The sequence below is a fragment of the Nocardioides albidus genome (assembly GCF_006335005.1).
GTDB classification, from domain to species: Bacteria; Actinomycetota; Actinomycetes; order Propionibacteriales; family Nocardioidaceae; genus Nocardioides; species Nocardioides albidus.
The window spans coordinates 13,344-29,227 of record NZ_VDMP01000015.1 but is presented as its reverse complement, the minus strand read 5'-3'; the positions used below and the strand labels follow the sequence as shown (position 1 = coordinate 29,227).

Annotated in this window: 19 protein-coding genes; 11 read left to right on the top strand and 8 right to left on the bottom strand. The window is 71.6% G+C overall.

Annotated features, from left to right (window positions below):
• Nucleotides 1-83 precede the first annotated feature (83 nt).
• Nucleotides 84-665 carry a cob(I)yrinic acid a,c-diamide adenosyltransferase gene (locus tag FHP29_RS02950; protein ID WP_139621379.1) on the bottom strand — a complete coding sequence of 194 codons (582 nt, stop codon included), beginning with the start codon at nt 663-665 and terminating at the stop codon, nt 84-86.
• Nucleotides 666-795: 130 nt separating this feature from the next.
• On the opposite strand from FHP29_RS02950, the gene FHP29_RS02945 reads away from it, so the two are divergent.
• Together FHP29_RS02945 and FHP29_RS02940 are read left to right on the top strand one after the other, a co-directional pair.
• The gene (locus tag FHP29_RS02945) at nt 796-1,146 is read left to right on the top strand and encodes an STAS domain-containing protein (protein ID WP_139621378.1); all 351 of its coding nucleotides are present in this window, start codon (nt 796-798) and stop codon (nt 1,144-1,146) included.
• Between the two features lie 98 nt (nt 1,147-1,244).
• Nucleotides 1,245-3,278 (top strand): protein meaA, encoded by a 2,034-nt coding sequence (locus FHP29_RS02940; RefSeq protein ID WP_139621377.1) that lies wholly within the window; start codon nt 1,245-1,247, stop codon nt 3,276-3,278.
• Between the two features lie 7 nt (nt 3,279-3,285).
• Here FHP29_RS02940 and FHP29_RS02935 read toward each other — a convergent pair whose 3' ends face one another.
• Nucleotides 3,286-3,645 (bottom strand): ArsC/Spx/MgsR family protein, encoded by a 360-nt coding sequence (locus tag FHP29_RS02935; protein ID WP_240044268.1) that lies wholly within the window; start codon nt 3,643-3,645, stop codon nt 3,286-3,288.
• 82 nt (nt 3,646-3,727) lie between these two features.
• On the opposite strand from FHP29_RS02935, the gene FHP29_RS02930 reads away from it, so the two are divergent.
• Nucleotides 3,728-3,934, top strand: a complete 207-nt coding sequence (locus tag FHP29_RS02930) for a hypothetical protein (RefSeq protein WP_139621376.1) — start codon at nt 3,728-3,730, stop codon at nt 3,932-3,934.
• A 34-nt stretch (nt 3,935-3,968) separates the two neighbouring features.
• Nucleotides 3,969-4,493 carry a ferritin gene (locus tag FHP29_RS02925; protein ID WP_139621375.1) on the top strand — a complete coding sequence of 175 codons (525 nt, stop codon included), beginning with the start codon at nt 3,969-3,971 and terminating at the stop codon, nt 4,491-4,493.
• Here FHP29_RS02925 and FHP29_RS21970 read toward each other — a convergent pair.
• A complete protein-coding gene (locus tag FHP29_RS21970; RefSeq protein WP_192903950.1) occupies nt 4,490-5,107 on the bottom strand; it encodes a DUF952 domain-containing protein in 618 nt (205 codons plus the stop codon). The genes FHP29_RS02925 and FHP29_RS21970 overlap by 4 nt on opposite strands.
• Nucleotides 5,108-5,126: 19 nt before the next feature.
• On the bottom strand, nt 5,127-5,825 hold the full coding sequence (gene nucS, locus FHP29_RS02915) for an endonuclease NucS (protein ID WP_139621374.1): 699 nt from the start codon (nt 5,823-5,825) through the stop codon (nt 5,127-5,129).
• A 25-nt stretch (nt 5,826-5,850) separates the two neighbouring features.
• Between nucS and FHP29_RS02910 the strand changes: the two genes are divergently transcribed.
• The 3 genes from FHP29_RS02910 (at nt 5,851) to FHP29_RS02900 (ending at nt 8,390) form a co-directional block, all read left to right on the top strand.
• A complete protein-coding gene (locus tag FHP29_RS02910; RefSeq protein WP_205013841.1) occupies nt 5,851-6,165 on the top strand; it encodes a DUF167 domain-containing protein in 315 nt (104 codons plus the stop codon).
• A 72-nt stretch (nt 6,166-6,237) separates the two neighbouring features.
• Nucleotides 6,238-7,407 carry a 3-hydroxyacyl-CoA dehydrogenase family protein gene (locus tag FHP29_RS02905; protein WP_139621373.1) on the top strand — a complete coding sequence of 390 codons (1,170 nt, stop codon included), beginning with the start codon at nt 6,238-6,240 and terminating at the stop codon, nt 7,405-7,407.
• A gap of 197 nt (nt 7,408-7,604) precedes the next feature.
• Entirely contained in the window at nt 7,605-8,390 is a 786-nt protein-coding gene (locus tag FHP29_RS02900) for an alpha/beta fold hydrolase (RefSeq protein ID WP_139621372.1), read from the top strand.
• A 15-nt stretch (nt 8,391-8,405) separates the two neighbouring features.
• Here the strand turns inward: FHP29_RS02900 and FHP29_RS02895 are convergent, their stop codons facing one another.
• Entirely contained in the window at nt 8,406-8,942 is a 537-nt protein-coding gene (locus FHP29_RS02895; RefSeq protein ID WP_139621371.1) for a CGNR zinc finger domain-containing protein, read from the bottom strand.
• Between the two features lie 39 nt (nt 8,943-8,981).
• Between FHP29_RS02895 and FHP29_RS02890 the strand changes: the two genes are divergently transcribed.
• Complete coding sequence (locus FHP29_RS02890; RefSeq protein WP_139621370.1) at nt 8,982-9,944, top strand: EamA family transporter; 963 nt, start codon at nt 8,982-8,984, stop codon at nt 9,942-9,944.
• Nucleotides 9,945-9,951: 7 nt separating this feature from the next.
• Here the strand turns inward: FHP29_RS02890 and FHP29_RS02885 are convergent, their stop codons facing one another.
• From FHP29_RS02885 to ccrA, 3 genes are all read right to left on the bottom strand, one after another.
• Nucleotides 9,952-11,112, bottom strand: coding sequence for an AI-2E family transporter (locus tag FHP29_RS02885; RefSeq protein WP_139621369.1), 1,161 nt, complete (start codon nt 11,110-11,112; stop codon nt 9,952-9,954).
• Nucleotides 11,109-12,359 carry a coiled-coil domain-containing protein gene (locus FHP29_RS02880; protein ID WP_139621368.1) on the bottom strand — a complete coding sequence of 417 codons (1,251 nt, stop codon included), beginning with the start codon at nt 12,357-12,359 and terminating at the stop codon, nt 11,109-11,111. Before FHP29_RS02880 ends, FHP29_RS02885 begins: the two co-directional genes overlap by 4 nt.
• A 208-nt stretch (nt 12,360-12,567) precedes the next feature.
• Nucleotides 12,568-13,905 carry a crotonyl-CoA carboxylase/reductase gene (gene ccrA / locus FHP29_RS02875; RefSeq protein WP_139621367.1) on the bottom strand — a complete coding sequence of 446 codons (1,338 nt, stop codon included), beginning with the start codon at nt 13,903-13,905 and terminating at the stop codon, nt 12,568-12,570.
• A 179-nt stretch (nt 13,906-14,084) separates the two neighbouring features.
• Between ccrA and FHP29_RS02870 the strand changes: the two genes are divergently transcribed.
• The 3 genes from FHP29_RS02870 to FHP29_RS22435 form a co-directional block, all read left to right on the top strand.
• Complete coding sequence (locus FHP29_RS02870; RefSeq protein ID WP_139621366.1) at nt 14,085-14,849, top strand: LamB/YcsF family protein; 765 nt, start codon at nt 14,085-14,087, stop codon at nt 14,847-14,849.
• Entirely contained in the window at nt 14,846-15,502 is a 657-nt protein-coding gene (locus FHP29_RS02865) for a 5-oxoprolinase subunit B family protein (RefSeq protein ID WP_139621365.1), read from the top strand. The genes FHP29_RS02870 and FHP29_RS02865 overlap by 4 nt, the downstream gene beginning before the upstream one ends.
• A partial coding sequence (locus FHP29_RS22435; RefSeq protein WP_476703658.1) for a 5-oxoprolinase subunit C family protein occupies nt 15,499-15,884 on the top strand: 386 nt, incomplete at its 3' end. The genes FHP29_RS02865 and FHP29_RS22435, both read left to right, overlap by 4 nt.

Here is a 15,884-nt window from a genome sequence, read left to right as displayed (position 1 = left end):
CATCCACAGGGCCGGTCACAGGCCCGGTCACAGGCCGGGTCACAGGCCCGGTCACAGGCCGGGCGGACGTGTCGCCGGGCGGCTCACCCGTCGCCGCGCTCACCGCCCGGCACCCACAGCACGTCGCCCTGCTCGCGGTTCGCGTGGCGGGCCAGGATGAACACCAGGTCGGACAGACGGTTCAGGTAGGTGATCGCGAGCGGGTTCATCACCTCGCCGTGCACCTCGTACGCCGCCCACGCGGCCCGCTCGGCACGGCGGACGACCGTGCGCGCCACGTGCAGGTGGGCTGCGGCCGGCGTACCGCCGTTGAGGATGAAGGAGCGCAGCTTGGGCAGCGGGTCGTTGTAGTGGTCGCACCAGCGCTCGAGGCGGTCGACGTAGGCCTGCTCGATGCGCAGCGGGGGGAACTCCGGCTCAGCCACCACGGGCGTGCACAGGTCGGCGCCGACGTCGAAGAGGTCGTTCTGCACCCGCAGCAGCACCTGCGCCACGTCGTCCTCGAGCCCGCCCGTCGCCAGCGCGACACCGAGGACGGCGTTCGCCTCGTCCACGTCGGCGTAGGCCTGCAGGCGCAGGTCGGTCTTGGTCGTCACGCTCATGTCGCCCAGGCGGGTCTCGCCGGCGTCGCCGGTGCGCGTGTAGATGCGGGTGAGGTTGACCATGACTCGGAGGGTAGTCCGGCGCCGCCACGGAAAAAGTTCGGCCCGAGATGCAACCGATCGGACTGCGGAGGCGTCATGGTGGGTAACAGGCCGTGTGGGACGCCTGTCCGGATCGGTCTCGGGAGGGAACATGGCAGCACGGCAGTCCAGCGCCATCCGTGTCGAGCATGTCGTCGGCGAGCCCGTTCTCGTCCTGGCCGGCGATCTGGACGTGCGCTCGACGGCGCAGGTCAGGGACGCGGTCCACGATCACATCCGTGAGTGCGGCACCGACCTGATCAGCCCGGTCGTCATCGACATCAGCGATGTCGGCTCGGTCGACGCCACGGCCCTGAAGATGCTCGCCGCGGCGAGCCGCCAGGCCCAGCGGTACGGCGTCCGCGTCGTCCTGCGCGGCGCCCAGCCCGCCGTACGCCGCATGCTCCACCTCACCCACCTGATCCGGCTGATCGAGCTGGAGCGGGAGCCGATCCCCGCCTGAGCCGACGCCGATCCGCCCGACGCAACCTCGGGCGCTGTGGACAACCCCACATGGAACGGCGGTTACCAAGGGGTAGTGATCGGCCTACTCTTCGACGTATGAGCTCCTCCGACGCAGCAGGCACACGGCACCCGAAGGACCGTCCCTGGGTCATGCGGACCTACGCCGGCCACTCGACCGCGGAGGCGTCCAACGCGCTCTACCGCACCAACCTGGCCAAGGGCCAGACCGGACTGTCGGTGGCCTTCGACCTGCCGACGCAGACCGGCTACGACCCCGACAGCCCGCTGTCGCGCGGCGAGGTGGGCAAGGTCGGCGTCCCTGTGCCGCACCTGGGGGAGATGCGCAAGCTCTTCGACCAGATCCCCCTCACCGAGATGAACACCTCGATGACGATCAACGCGACGGCGATGTGGCTCCTCGCGATGTACCAGGTGGTCGCCGAGGAGCAGAACCCTGACCTCTCGCCGTCCGAGGTCGCCCACCAGTTGGCGGGCACGACCCAGAACGACATCATCAAGGAGTACCTCTCCCGCGGGACCTACGTGTTCCCGCCGGAGCACTCCCTGCGCCTGATCGGCGACATGATCGCCTACACGGTCCACGAGATCCCCAACTGGAACCCGATCAACGTCTGCAGCTACCACCTGCAGGAGGCCGGCGCCACGCCCGTGCAGGAGATCGCCTACGCGATGTGCACCGCGATCGCCGTCCTCGACCAGGTCAAGGGCTCCGGTCAGGTGTCCGACGAGGACTTCGAGAAGGTCGTCGGCCGGATCTCGTTCTTCGTCAACGCCGGTGTGCGGTTCGTCGAGGAGATGTGCAAGATGCGCGCCTTCGTCGAGCTGTGGGACGAGATCACCCGTGAGCGCTACGGCGTCCAGGACCCGAAGATGCGCCGCTTCCGCTACGGCGTGCAGGTCAACAGCCTGGGCCTGACCGAGGCGCAGCCGGAGAACAACATCCAGCGCATCGTCCTCGAGATGCTGGCCGTGACGCTGTCGAAGAAGGCCCGCGCCCGCGCCGTCCAGCTGCCGGCGTGGAACGAGGCCCTCGGCCTCCCGCGTCCGTGGGACCAGCAGTGGTCCCTGCGCCTGCAGCAGGTGCTCGCCTTCGAGTCCGATCTCCTCGAGTACGACGACATCTTCGACGGCTCGCCCGTCATCGAGGCCAAGGTGCGCGAGCTCGTCGAGGGCGCGAAGGCCGAGATCGACCGGGTCCAGGCCATGGGCGGCGCGATCGCCGCCGTCGACTCCGGCTACATGAAGCAGGAGCTCGTCTCCTCCCATGCCCGTCGGCGCGCCGCGATCGAGGCCGGCGAGGAGATCATCGTCGGCGTCAACAAGTTCGACACCACCGAGCCCTCGCCGCTGACCGCCGACCTCGACGCCGCGATCATGGTGGCCGACCCCGAGGCGGAGAAGGCGGCCCTCGCCTCCGTCGAGGCGTGGAAGGCCCAGCGCGACCAGGCCGAGGTCGACGCGGCGCTGGCCCGCCTCGCCGAGGACGCCAAGACCGGCACCAACCTGATGGCGGCGACCCTCGCCGCCGCGCGGGCGGGCGCGACCACCGGGGAGTGGGCCGGGGTGCTGCGCGAGGTGTTCGGCGAGTTCCGCGCCCCGACCGGCGTCGCCGGCGCGGTCGGTGTCGCCGAGGCCGGCGCCGAGCTGACCGCGGTCCGCGAGGCCGTGCGTACGACGGGAGAGGAGCTCGGCGGTCGGCTGCGCCTGCTCGTGGGCAAGCCCGGCCTCGACGGTCACTCCAACGGAGCTGAGCAGGTCGCCGTGCGGGCGCGCGACGCGGGCTTCGAGGTGATCTACCAGGGGATCCGGCTCACCCCGGAGCAGATCGTCGCCGCGGCCGTCGCCGAGGACGTGCACTGCGTCGGCCTCTCGATCCTGTCCGGCTCCCACATGGAGCTGGTCCCTGCCGTCCTCGACGGGCTGAGGGCCGCCGGGATGGGCGAGGTGCCCGTGATCGTCGGTGGCATCATCCCCGAGTCCGACGGCAAGGCGCTCGTCGAGCTCGGCGTCGCCGCGGTCTACACGCCGAAGGACTTCGGCCTGACCGAGATCATGGGCGGCATCGTCCAGGTGATCCGCAGGGCCAACGGTCTCTCGGTCGACGAGTAGCCAGCCGTCAGTCGGCCGCGATCACCCGGGCGAGCGACGCGGGGTCGCGGCCCACGACGGTCGTGCCGTCGGAGGCCGTGAGGATCGGGCGCTGGATGAGCCGAGGGTGGTCGACCAGCAGCTCCAGCCACTGCCGGCGGTGGGTGGAGTCCTTGGCGGGCAGGGACACGCCCAGCTTGGTCGCGTCCGCCGTGCGCGCGATGTCCCACGGCTCGAGGCCGAGGCGGGCCAGCACGTCCTCGAGCTCGGCGACCGTCGGCGGCTCGTCGAGGTAGCGTCGTACCGTGTAGTCGACGCCGGCGGCCCTCAGCTCGCCCTCGGCGGTGCGGCACTTGGAGCAGGCGGGGTTCAGCCAGATCTCGATCACAGCCCCGGACCCTACCGCCGGCGTCCATCTGTGACGCAGGTCACGTTGGTGAGGTATACCTTCCTTGGCGTACCCTGAGTCCGTGGGCAAGGCGAAGAAGAAGTCGAAGGGGCGGGTGCACAAGCTCCCCAAGACGAAGTGCTGCGCCTCGAAGTCGCGGTGCGGCCGCTGCCCCATCCGGATGCTCAAGGAGGGCACGCTGCCGGAGGGCTACACGGTCAAGAAGCGCGTGCTCGTCCGCGCCGACGGCAAGAAGGCCACCAAGAAGGGCCTGCAGAAGGCCGCGTGAGTCGAGGGCGCGCGCATTCACTACGCTGACCCCCATGGCCGCCCCGCGCTTCACCGACCAGCTCAACGTCCAGATCGGCAACGAGTTCGCCGCGCACAACCAGTACCTCGCCTGCGCCGTGCACTACGACGCCCTGACGATGCCGCGGCTGGCGGCGTTCTTCTACGGCCAGGCCCTCGAGGAGCGGCTGCACGCGATGATGATGGTGCAGTACCTCCTCGACACGGATGCGCCGGTGGTCATCCCCGGCGTGGACGCACCGGTCTCGACCTTCGACGACGTCGTCGCCCCGGTGGCGCTGGCGCTGGACCAGGAGAAGCGGGTCACCGAGCAGATCAACGGCCTGCTGCGCATCGCCCGCGAGGAGAACGACTTCGCCTCGGAGCAGTTCATGCAGTGGTTCATCAAGGAGCAGGTCGAGGAGGTCGCGACGATGAACGACCTCCTCGCGGTCGTGACCCGCAGCAAGGACGACGTCAACGCCATCGAGGACTGGGTCGCCCGGGAGCAGGGCGCCGGCGACACCGACCCGACCGCGCCCCCGGCCGCCGGAGCCTAGGACCCTGGATGATCGGCGGCGCGGTGACGTCGCCGGAACAGCAGCGCGGCCACCACGACGCCGATGACGATGCCGGAGAGGCCGCCGATGCCCGTGCCCCCGTCGTCCGCGACGGCATGGCCGGCCAGTGCGCCCACCAGCCCGACGGCCACGACGACGCACAGCAGCGCGACGTTGACGAACATCTCGCGGAAGTAGGCGCGCGAGAAGCTCTCCTGAGCTCCCCACGGCCGCGCCTCCTCGTCCTCAGGTGCCGCCGGTCCCGCCTGGTGTGCCGTCGTCGGCGCCCCGAGCGGGATGGCCTTGACGACCGCGCCCACGGGCAGCGGTCCGTAGATGTGCGGGTACGTCTCGGTGGCGCCCGGCTCGGGAAGCTCGTCGACCACGGGTACGTCGAGGCGCGCCGGGTCGATCTGGAGCAGCACCATCGGCTCCGTGACCTCGGCGTAGAAGCGCTCGCGCACGCCGGTCCACTGATCCGCGCGGCTGGCGTGGATGAAGCCCTCCTCCGCCAGTGAGCGGCCGAGAGTGGACACCGTGTAGGAGCCGGCGCGCTGCGCCTGCTCCCAGTCGCGGAGCAGGGCCAGGTGGAAGATCGGGGTCGGCGCTGTCATCGGGGGCTCGGGCCGGCGCTCAGAAGAGCCGGTCCTCGACGTTGTCGAGTCCCCGCAGCGCGTCGTAGTCGACGACGGCGCAGGTGATCCCGCGGTCCTCGGCCAGGACGCGGGCCTGGGGCTTGATCTCCTGGGCGGCGAAGATGCCGCGCACCGCGCCCTTGCCGGTGAGCAGCGGATCGCGGTTGAGGAGGTCGAGATAGCGGGTGAGCTGCTCGACGCCGTCGATCTCGCCGCGCCGCTTGATCTCCACCGCGACCGAGAGGCCCGCGCCGTCACGACACATGAGATCGACGGGACCGATGGCCGTCGGGAACTCGCGGCGTACCAGCGTCAGGCCGGCGGCGAGGGTGGCGGGATGCTCCGCGAGGAGCTCCTGGAGGTGCTTCTCGACGCCGTCCTTCTGCAGGCCGGGGTCGATACCCAGGTTGTGGGACGAGTCGTGGAACATCTCGTCGATCAGGATCCGCAGGGTGTCGGGGGTCTGGCCCTTGGCCGCCTTCGCGGTGACCGTCCACTCCACCCGTCCGTCGTCGGACTGGCCCTCGCGCACGGTGCACGGCGGGGACATCCAGTTCAGCGGCTTGTAGGACCCTCCGTCGGAGTGCACCAGGACCGAGCCGTCCGCCTTGATCATGAGCACCCGGGTCGCCATCGGGAGGTGGGCGGTCAGCCGCCCCGCGTAGTCCACCTGGCAGCGCGCAACGACGAGTCTCACGGGCCCTGAATCTACAGTCTGATCCGTGGAGATCGATCCAGCCCAGCCCTGGTGGCGAGCCGAGCGGCGCGCGGGGGAGGAGAGCCCGACGACCTGGCTCCTCGCCGTGCGCGTGCAGCCCGGTGCGTCGCGCACGGGCGCGGTCGGGCCCGCGGGAGTCGACGGCGCCGAGCTCAAGGTCCGGCTCGCGTCGCCGCCGGTGGATGGCCGGGCCAACGACGAGCTGGTGCGCTGGCTCGCCAAGGAGCTCGGTGTGCCGAGGTCCGCGGTGAGCCTGGTGCGCGGGCAGGCTTCCCGCTCGAAGGTCGTCCGGGTGGAGACTCTCCAGCGCCGGATGTGATGTCCGTCTCGACCTGTCCACATGGTTACCGATAGGTAGTCACGTCGCTTCCCGGGTGCGACACTGCCGCCCATGACTTCGAGCGAGCAGATCTTCAACACGCTGGTGCTGCCGTACCTCAACCATGCGGTGCGCACCTACGAGTCCGGCTACGCCTCGGTGAGCGACATCGACGCGGCCATGCGCTTCGGCTGCGGCTACCCGAAGGGGCCGCTGACCGTCGTCGACGAGATCGGCGCCGCCCAGGTCCGTGACCTGCTCGCCGCCCGGTACGCCGAGACCGGCGACCACCTGCACGAGCCGGCCGGCCTGCTCGACAAGCTCGTCGCCGAGAACCGCACCTTCGCCGACGAGGCCGCCGCCGCGGGCGAGGGCGCCGCGCCGCAGCTCAAGCACGACATCGCCAAGGTCGGCGTCGTCGGCACCGGCACCATGGCCTCGGGCATCGTGCAGGTCTTCGCCCAGGCCGGCTACGAGGTCGTCTACGTCGGCCGTGGCCAGGACAAGCTCGACGGCGTCGTCGGCTACATCACCAAGAACCTCGACCGCGCGATCGCCAAGGGCAAGGGCACCGAGGGCGACAAGGACGCGCTGCTCGGTCGGCTGACCGGGTCGACCGAGCGCGAGGCGCTCGGCGGCGTGGACATCGTCGTGGAGGCCATCGCCGAGGACCTCGAGCTCAAGCTCGAGCTGTTCCGCGACCTCGACCGCATCTGCAAGCCGGGGGCGATCCTCGCGACCACCACCTCCTCGCTCCCGATCACCAAGCTGGGCGAGGCCACCGGCCGTCCGCAGGACGTCATCGGCATGCACTTCTTCAATCCGGCGCCGGTCATGAAGCTGGTCGAGATCATCACGACCTCCGCCACCTCGGCCGACGTCGACGAGACCGTCCGAGCGCTGACCGCCAACGTCGGCAAGGTCGGCGTCTCCGCGGGCGACCGCGCGGGCTTCATCGTCAACCTGCTGCTCTTCCCCTACCTCAACGACGCGATCAAGCTCGCCGAGGGCGGGGAGGAGCTCGCGACCATCGATGCCGCGATCAAGGAGACCGCCGGATTCCCGATGGGTCCGTTCGAGCTCCTCGACGTCGTCGGCAACGACGTGTCGCTGGCCATCCAGAAGGAGCTCTACGCCGAGTTCGGCGAGCCCGGCTTCGAGCCCGCGGCCACGCTGGTCGCCAAGGTCGAGGCAGGCGAGCTCGGCCGCAAGACGGGCAAGGGCTTCCACGACTACTCCTGATGGTGCGACCGCGTCGTCGCTTCGCTCCGCCGCGCCTCCGCGCGCGCTGTCGAGTCCGGTAGGTGGATGCGTCCGCCTGGCGGCCACACCGTCGGCTCGCGGAAAGCTCGGCTCCTGCGCTCCGGTCGCTCCTTCGTCGCTCTCTGCGCTCCGTCGCCGGCGCTTCCCGCGACGACCGACACGATAGGGTCGCCGGCGTGACGCTTCACCACACGGCTCTCGGTTCCACCGGGAGCCGTGTGGTCTTCCTCCACGGCCTGTTCGGCCAGGGGAAGAACTGGACCGGGATCGCCAAGCAGCTGAGCGCCGAGCACCGGGTGCTCCTCGTCGACCTGCCCCATCACGGTCGCTCGCCCTGGCCCGAGCGGTTCGACTTCGTGGCAGCCGCCGAGGACGTGCTCGCGGTCCTCCCGCCCGAGGAGCCGGTCACCCTGGTCGGGCACTCCCTCGGCGGCAAGGTCGCGATGGTGCTGGCCCTGCTCCACCCCGAGCGCGTCGGGCGCCTCTGCGTGGCCGACATCTCGCCGGTCGCCTACGCCGAGAGCCGCGAGTTCCCCGGCTACATCTCGGCGATGCGCGAGATGGACCTGAGCCGGGTCGTGCGCCGATCGGACGCCGACCAGCTGCTCGAGGCGGCGGTGCCGGACCCGACGGTGCGCTCCTTCCTGCTGCAGAACCTGCGCCGCGATCCGGCCGCCCCGGACGGCTGGAGCTGGCAGGTCAATCTCGACGTCCTCGCCCGCGACCTCGCGGTGATCAGCGACTGGCCGGAGGCCGAGCTCGCCGACGCTGCGCCGTACGACGGGCCCGTGCTGTGGCTCGCGGGCGGGCGATCGTCCTACGTCCGCCCGGACTACGAGCCGGCGATGGACCGCTGGTTCCCGCGCAACCGCAAGGTCACCCTCAAGGACACCGGCCACTGGCTGCACTCCGAGCGTCCCGAGCTGTTCCTCGAGGTCCTCCGGCGCTTCCTCGGCGACTGACGCCGGGCCGAGTGGTCAGGACTCGGCCTGGCGTGCCCGGTAGGCCGCCACCGCGTTGCGGTTCCCGCAGGTGAGCGAGCAGAACCGCTTCGAGCGGTTGCGGGAGAGGTCGAGCACGATGCCCTCGCAGCCGTCGTCCGCGCACACGGACAGGCGCGACATCTCGTCGGCACGGATCACGTCGATCATCGCCATGGCCGTCTCGACGACGATCCGCTCGGCCAGCGGCGCGTCGTTGCCGACCGCGTGCAGGTGCCAGTCGTGTCCGTCGTGGCGGCGCAGCTGGGGGAGGGCGGAGGAGTCGCGCAGCATGGCGTTGACGATCCCGGCCGCCTCGTCGCGGCCGGCCGTGAGCAGGGCGCGCAGTCGCGGCGCGATCGCCAGGACCGCCTCCACCTCGCCCTGGTCGCCGTCGTGGCGACCGGTGTAGCCGAAGTCGGTGAAGAAGGCGTCGAGCTCGTCGGGCGTCCCGATCGTCACCGGATCGAGGCTGGCGTTGACCAGGGCCACGGCGGCCTGGAGGGCCAGGGAGGTGTCATGGGCGAAAACCACTTTGACAGGTTACCGCAGAGCGGCCTAGTGTCATCAGTCATGACGACCTTGACTCGTGACACCCCGCGGGACGCGACCCGGGCCGGACTCGGGTTCGCGCTCACCTCGGCGATCACGTTCGCCCTCTCGGGCGCCCTGGCCCGGCCCCTGCTCGACAGCGGCTGGACCGCGGGCAGCGTCGTCCTGCTGCGCATCGCGATCGGGGCGCTGGTCGTGCTCCCGTTCGGGCTGGCCGCCCTGCGCGGTCGGTGGGGCCTGCTGCGCGGCGCCGCGCCGACGGTCGTGCTGTACGGCGCTCTCGCGGTGGCCGGGGCGCAGTTCTGCTACTTCTCGGCCGTGCGCACCATGGAGGTCGGCCCGGCGCTCCTCATCGAGTACACCGCGCCCGCGACGGTCGTCCTCTGGATGTGGCTGGTCCACGGCCAGCGCCCCGGCCGGCTCACCGTCCTCGGCGCGATCGTGGCCGCGCTCGGCCTGGTCCTGGTGCTCGACCTGTTCGCCGGTGCCGATGTCGACCTCCGGGGCGCGGCCTGGGCGCTGGGCGCGATGGTCGGCGCGGCGGCGTACTTCGTCATCTCCGCCGACGACCGCAGCGGTCTCCCGCCGATCACCCTGGCCGCCGGCGGCCTGGTCGTCGGCGGCGGGCTGCTGGGCGGCCTGGGCCTGGCCGGCCTCATGCCCATGGCCGGATCGTCGGCGCACGTCGCCTACGCCGGCGTCGAGACCCCGCCCTGGCTGGCGCTGATCGTGCTCGGCCTGGTCACCGCCGCGCTGGCCTACGTGAGCGGCATCGCCGCGAGCCGGCGGCTGGGCTCGCGGCTGGCCTCGTTCGTCGCGCTCAGCGAGGTCGTGATGGCCGTCGTGTGGGCCTGGCTGCTCCTCGACCAGCTGCCCGCGGCGATCCAGCTCCTCGGCGGGGGACTGATCCTCGTCGGCGTCGTCGCGGTCAAGCTCGGGGAGAGCGGCGTCGTCGTGGAGCAGGACGAGCCGGTCCTGGTCTGACCGGCAGCTACCGCAGGTCCTGCTGCTTGACCACGACCTCGCGGACGATCAGCAGGATGGCCGCGGCGACGGGGATCGCCAGTAGCGCGCCGACGACGCCCAGCAGGGCAGTGCCGACGAGCGCGGCGATCACGATGACGGCCCCGGGCAGGTCGACCGACTTGCTCATCACCCGCGGGTAGACGACGTAGTTCTCGAACTGCTGGTAGAGCACGTAGAAGACCACGCAGGCGATGCCGGTCTTGACGTCGGTCGCGAACGCGATCGCACAGACCAGCACGGCGCCCAGTGTCGCGCCGATCATCGGGATGACGTCGAGGACCGCGACCACGAAGGCCAGGGCGACGGCGTACTCCCTGATGTCGGTGAGCGAGAGGAACACCAGCGACGTCAGGCCCGCGCACAGCGCCACCAGGAAGGCGCCCGAGACGTAGCCGCCGATGTTGGCGATCACCTTGTCGCCCAGGCGGGAGACCCGGTCGCGGCGCGTGGCGGGGGCGAGCTTGTAGAGGGCCCTGGTCGTGGTCTTCAGCGACGCCAGGAAATAGAGCGTCAGCACGACGATCACGAACAGGTTGAACAGCGCCGAGACGATCTTGAGACCGAACCCCAGCGCCCCGCCGAAGAGCGCCGAGAGGAAGTTCTCGTCGGTGACCTTGGCCTTCAGCTTGTCGATGACGTCGTACTCGTCGTTGAGGTCCTGGATCCGCTTGTTCTTCTGCAGCTCGTCGAGCCAGCCGGGCGCGTTCGAGGTGATCGCGGCGACCTGGTCGGTGATCACCGGCACGATCGCCACCAGGAAGAGCGCGACCGTGCCGAGCGCGGCGACGATGACGAACGCGACCGCGAGCGAGCGCCGCAGCCCCCGGCGCTCGAGGAAGGTCACCGCCGGGTTGAGCCCAGCTGCGAGGAAGAACGAGACCACCACCAGCATCAGCACGGAGCCGATGCCGAGGATCGCCTGGAAGAGCCAGAACGCCGTCAGCGCGCCGAGCGCCCCGATGAAGCCGTAGTAGAACGGCGAGCGCCGGTCGAAGGGCCGGCCGAGCTCGCCGTACGGCGCCGCGTCGGCCTCGCTCTCGACCGGCGCCGCGGGGTCGACCCCGCCGTGCTCGGCGAGCGGGTCGGGACCCGCCTCGACGCCCTCCTGCTCGGCGGCGCGGCTCAACTCTCGTCCTCGCCGAAGCCGGCGACGAGCTCGGCCAGCGAGGACAGTTGGGCGGTGATGGAGGCGCGACGCTTGGTCAGGCGGTCCAGCTCGGCCCGCTTGGCCGCGATCTCGCGCTGGAGCTCCGCGTCGCCGCTGGCGGTGATCGCCTCGGCCTGGGCGCGCGCCGACGCGATGACCTGCTCGGCCTCGCGGCGAGCACGGGTGAGCATGGCCTCGGCCTCGGTCTGGGCGGCGGCGCGGTTGGCCGCGGACTGCTTGCTCGCCTCGGCCGCACGGGCCTCGGCGGCGTTGGCACGCTGCTCGGCCTCCTCGACCAGCCGGCGGGTCTCGGCGACGGCCGAGTTGTGGTGGTCGGTGGCCTCGCGCGCGAGGCGCTCCTTCTCCATCGCCAGGGCGCGCCGGGCCTCCTGCACCTCGCGGTCGACGGCCGCGCGGGCCTGCTCGACCTCACGCTGGGCCTGGCTGCGCTGCTCGGTCGCCTCCTGCTGGGCGGCCAGCCGGAGCTGGTCGGCCTCACGGCGGGCCGCGGCGAGGGTGTCCTCGGCCTCGCTGCGAGCCAGCTCCCGCTCCTGCTGGGCGTCGGTGAGCAGGCGGGTGCGGTTCTCCTCGAGCTCACGCAGCTGCACCGCGCGCATGTCGTCGGCCTCGCGGGCCGCCTCCGCGCGGATCGCCTTGGCGTCGCGCTGCGCCTGGCCCAGGATCTCCGCGGCGTCGGCCTCGGCGGTGGAGCGGATCTCCGCGGCCTCCTCCTCGGCGAGGCGCAGCATCGCGCTGGCGCGGCCACCGAGTCCGGCGTACGACGGGTTGTCGGACTCCTCGAGCTCGGAGCGGAGCCGGGCCGCCTCCTGCTCGAGGTCGATCACCCGCTGCTCGGACTCGGCCAGGCTGGCGCCGAGCGTCGCCTTCTCACTGGAGAGCTGGCGGATCTGCGCGTCGACCGCCTCACGGTCGTAGCCGCCCTTGCGGACGATCGGCAGCGCACCGGGGGTGCCGGGGGTGGTGAAGCCGACCGTGCGCGCCTGGGCGCCGGAGGGGCCCGGCGCGGGGGGACGCGGCGCGGGGGGACGCGGGGCGGAGGCCGGCGGCGCGGCCGCGGGCCGCTGCGCGGCGGCGGGCGTCTCGGCCGTCCTCACCGCCGGCATGACCTGGGTGGGCTCGTCGTCGGTGGCCTTGGTGGTCACGGTCTTGGACTCCTCGGTCGGGGTGGGCTCGTCGTCGAAGATGGACAGACCCTCGTCGCTCATGGAAGGGAGCCTCCCTGGCTCTTGTTGCGGTCATGGGGGGAACGTGCTCGTGCAACCCGCCCCATGATCCCTGATCGCACCAGGGTTTCCCACCCCGCCTCGCCGGACCGGAGTCCTCGAGGCCCGGACGACCCCGGACGACGCCGGGCGGGCCCGCGCTCGCGCGCGGACCCGCCCGGGTCGTCGTACCGCTGGATCCGGTGTCGGCTCAGATGCCGCGGAACAGGTTGATCTTGTCGAGGTGCTTCTCGCGCAGCTCGTCGTTCTTGACGCCGAGGCCCTCCTCGGGCGAGAGGCAGAGCACGCCGACCTTGCCCTGGTGCTTGTTGTGATGCACGTCGAGCGCGGCCTGGCCGGTGTCCTCGAGCTTGTAGGTGCGCGACAGGGTCGGGTGGATCTTGCCCTGCGCGATGAGGCGGTTGGCCTCCCACGACTCGCGGTAGTTGGCGAAGTGGCTGGAGATGATCTTCTTGAGGTTCATCCACAGGTAGCGGTTGTCGTACTCGTGCATGTAGCCCGAGGTCGAGGCGCAGGTGGTGATGGTGCCGCCCTTGCGGGTGACGTACACGCTCGCGCCGAAGGTCTCGCGCCCCGGGTGCTCGAAGACGATGTCGATGTCCTCGCCGCCGGTCAGCTCGCGGATGGCCTTGCCGAAGCGCTGCCACTCCTTCGGGTTCTGCTGGGTGCCCTCCTCGTTCCAGAACTTCGGGGCGAGCTCGGAGCGGTTGATGACCATCTCGGCGCCCATGTTGCGCACGATCTGGGCCTTCTCCTCGTTGGACACCACGCAGACCGGGTTCGCGCCACCGTTGAGGGCGTACTGCGTCGCGAACCCGCCGAGGCCGCCGGACGCGCCCCAGATCAGCACGTTGTCGCCCTGCTTCATGTTGCCGCCGTTGGCCGAGACGAGCTGGCGGTACGCCGTGCAGTTGACCAGGCCGGGGGAGGCGGCCTCCTCCCAGGTGAGGTGCTCGGGCTTCGGCATCAGCTGGTTGGCCTTGACCATCGCGACGTCGGCGAGGCCGCCGAAGTTGGTCTCGAAGCCCCAGATGCGCTGCGAGGGGTCCATCATCGTGTCGTTGTGGCCGTCGGGGGCCTCGAGCTCGACCGAGAGGCAGTGGGCGACGACGCGGTCGCCGGGCTTCCACTTGGTCACGCCCGCGCCGACCTTGAGGACGACGCCGGACAGGTCGGAGCCGACGACGTGGTAGGGCAGGTTGTGCCGGGCGCCGAGGTCGGACTCGCGGCCGTAGCGCTCGAGGAAGCCGAAGGTGGAGACGGGCTCGAAGATCGAGGTCCACACCGTGTTGTAGTTGATCGCGGAGGCCATGACGGCGACGAACGCCTCGCCCGGCCCGAGCTCCGGCAGGGCGACGTCCTCGACATGCAGGGACTTGCGGGGGTCCTTCTCCTTGGAGGGGATGCCCTCGAACATGTCGACCTCGTCCTTGTGGACCGTCACGGCCCGGTAGGACTCGGGGAGCTCGAGGTTGGCGAAGTCCTCGCTCGAGGCTTCGTTCTGGATGGCGTCGAGGATGTGCTGCACGGTCGTCGTCTCCCTGGGAATCGGTGCGTGCCGGATGGCTGGGCAATACGGCCGCCGCGAAGATACCCGCCGGTAATGACTGGATGGCGGGTTCGTGACCCTCGTCTCACCGAGGGGCACGCTCACGGCTGCTGCACCGTCCTGGGCTCGGCGGCGCCTCGATGGGCCACCATAGGGCCATGACGTTGCATCCGGGTTCTGCGTCCACGTCGGACCCGGCAGGCCCGTCGGCGGTCGACCTCAACGCCGACGTGGGCGAGTCCTTCGGGCGGTGGACCCTGGGCGACGACGACGCCCTCCTGCCGCACCTGACCAGCGCCAACGTCGCGTGCGGGTTCCACGCGGGCGACCCGCTCACGCTGCGTCGTACCTGCGCGCGGGCGGTGTCGCTCGGGGTCTCGATCGGCGCCCAGGTGGGCTATCGCGATCTCGCCGGGTTCGGACGGCGATACATCGACGTCCCGGCGGCCGAGCTGGCCGCCGACGTCCTCTACCAGCTCGGCGCCCTCGACGCGATGGCCCGGGCCGCGGGCGGCCGCGTCGCCTACCTCAAGCCGCACGGCGCGCTCTACCACGCGGTGAGCCGGCAGGAGGAGCAGGCGGAGGCGGTCGTCGAGGCGGTCGTGGCGTTCGGCGGGCTGCCGGTGCTCGGCCTCGCCGGGTCGTCCTTCCTGGACGTCGTCCGCGCGGCCGGTCTCGAGGCCGTGGGCGAGGGCTTCGCCGACCGGGCCTACCTGCCGGACGGCGGCCTCGTGCCCCGCTCGGCCCCGGGCGCGCTGCTCACGGACCCGGTGGCAGCCGCCGCACAGGCGATCGAGCTGGCCCGGTCGGGAGAGGTGCGCTCGCTGTGCGTCCACGGCGACTCGCCCGGCGCGCCGCAACTGGCCGCCGCCGTGCGCGCCGCCCTGGCCGAGGCGGAGATCCCCGTGGGCGCCTTCGCATGACCGACGGCCCCCGCGGCCCCCGCGTCCGCCGGTACGGCGACCGCGGCCTGCTCATCGAGCTCGACGACACGGCCACGGCGGTGGCCGTCGCCGACCTGGTCCGAGGACATCCGGCGGCCGGCGAGCTGGTGGGCGACGTCGTCCCGGGCGCCCGCACCGTGCTGGTCGTGGCGCTTCCCGGGGTCACGGTCGACCAGCTCCGTGCGATGGTCCCTGCCGAAAAGCACCGAGACCTGTCGAATCCCCGTGCTTTCGAGCAGGGACGATCGCAGGGGGAGACCGTCATCCCGGTCGCGTACGACGGCCCGGACCTGGCCACGGTGGCCGACCTGACCGGGCTGAGCGAGGCCGAGGTCGTCGCGGCGCACACCGGCACGTCGTGGCGGGTGGCGTTCGGCGGCTTCGCACCGGGCTTCGCCTACCTGGCCGGCGGCGATCCGCGCCTACGGGTGCCCCGGCGGGAGGAGCCGCGGACCAGCGTGCCCGCCGGCTCGGTCGGGCTGGCGGGGGAGTTCAGCGGCGTCTACCCCCGCGAGTCGCCGGGTGGATGGCAGATCATCGGGCGCACCGAGCTGAGCGTGTGGGACCTCGACCGGGATCCGCCGGCGCTGCTGACGGCGGGTGCCGCCGTGCGGTTCGAGGCCGTGTCGTGACGGAGCTGCTCGTGCACGCGGTCGGCGGCTCCTGCCTCGTGCAGGACGCCGGCCGGCCCGGTCACGCCGCGATCGGGATCGGGGCCAGCGGGGCGGCCGACCGGTCGTCGTACGCGCTCGCGAACCGGCTCGTCGGCAACGCCGAGGGTGCGGCCGCGCTGGAGGTGGTCCTCGGCGGGCTCGAGGTCGAGGCCACCGCCACGGCCTGGGTCTGCGTCACCGGAGCGCCCGTGCCTCTCTCGGTCGACGGACGTGAGGAGCCGACCGGGGCCGTGCTGGCACTGCGGCCCGGCCGGCGGCTGCGCCTGGGCCCACCGCCGACGGGCGTGCGCAGCTATCTCGCCGTCCGGGGCGGGCTCGCCTGCCGGCCCCTGCTGGGCTC

Bases quoted from the DNA above. Each gene is read 5' to 3' on its own strand.
- FHP29_RS02870 (WP_139621366.1), top strand. From the start codon at position 14,085: ATGACGTTGCATCCGGGTTCTGCGTCCACGTCGGACCCGGCAGGCCCG.
- FHP29_RS02905 (WP_139621373.1), top strand. From the start codon at position 6,238: ATGACTTCGAGCGAGCAGATCTTCAACACGCTGGTGCTGCCGTACCTC.
- FHP29_RS21970 (WP_192903950.1), bottom strand. From the start codon at position 5,107: ATGACAGCGCCGACCCCGATCTTCCACCTGGCCCTGCTCCGCGACTGG.
- FHP29_RS02880 (WP_139621368.1), bottom strand. From the start codon at position 12,359: ATGAGCGACGAGGGTCTGTCCATCTTCGACGACGAGCCCACCCCGACC.
- FHP29_RS02890 (WP_139621370.1), top strand. From the start codon at position 8,982: ATGACGACCTTGACTCGTGACACCCCGCGGGACGCGACCCGGGCCGGA.
- FHP29_RS02950 (WP_139621379.1), bottom strand. From the start codon at position 665: ATGGTCAACCTCACCCGCATCTACACGCGCACCGGCGACGCCGGCGAG.
- FHP29_RS02940 (WP_139621377.1), top strand. From the start codon at position 1,245: ATGAGCTCCTCCGACGCAGCAGGCACACGGCACCCGAAGGACCGTCCC.
- FHP29_RS02925 (WP_139621375.1), top strand. From the start codon at position 3,969: ATGGCCGCCCCGCGCTTCACCGACCAGCTCAACGTCCAGATCGGCAAC.
- FHP29_RS02865 (WP_139621365.1), top strand. From the start codon at position 14,846: ATGACCGACGGCCCCCGCGGCCCCCGCGTCCGCCGGTACGGCGACCGC.
- FHP29_RS02945 (WP_139621378.1), top strand. From the start codon at position 796: ATGGCAGCACGGCAGTCCAGCGCCATCCGTGTCGAGCATGTCGTCGGC.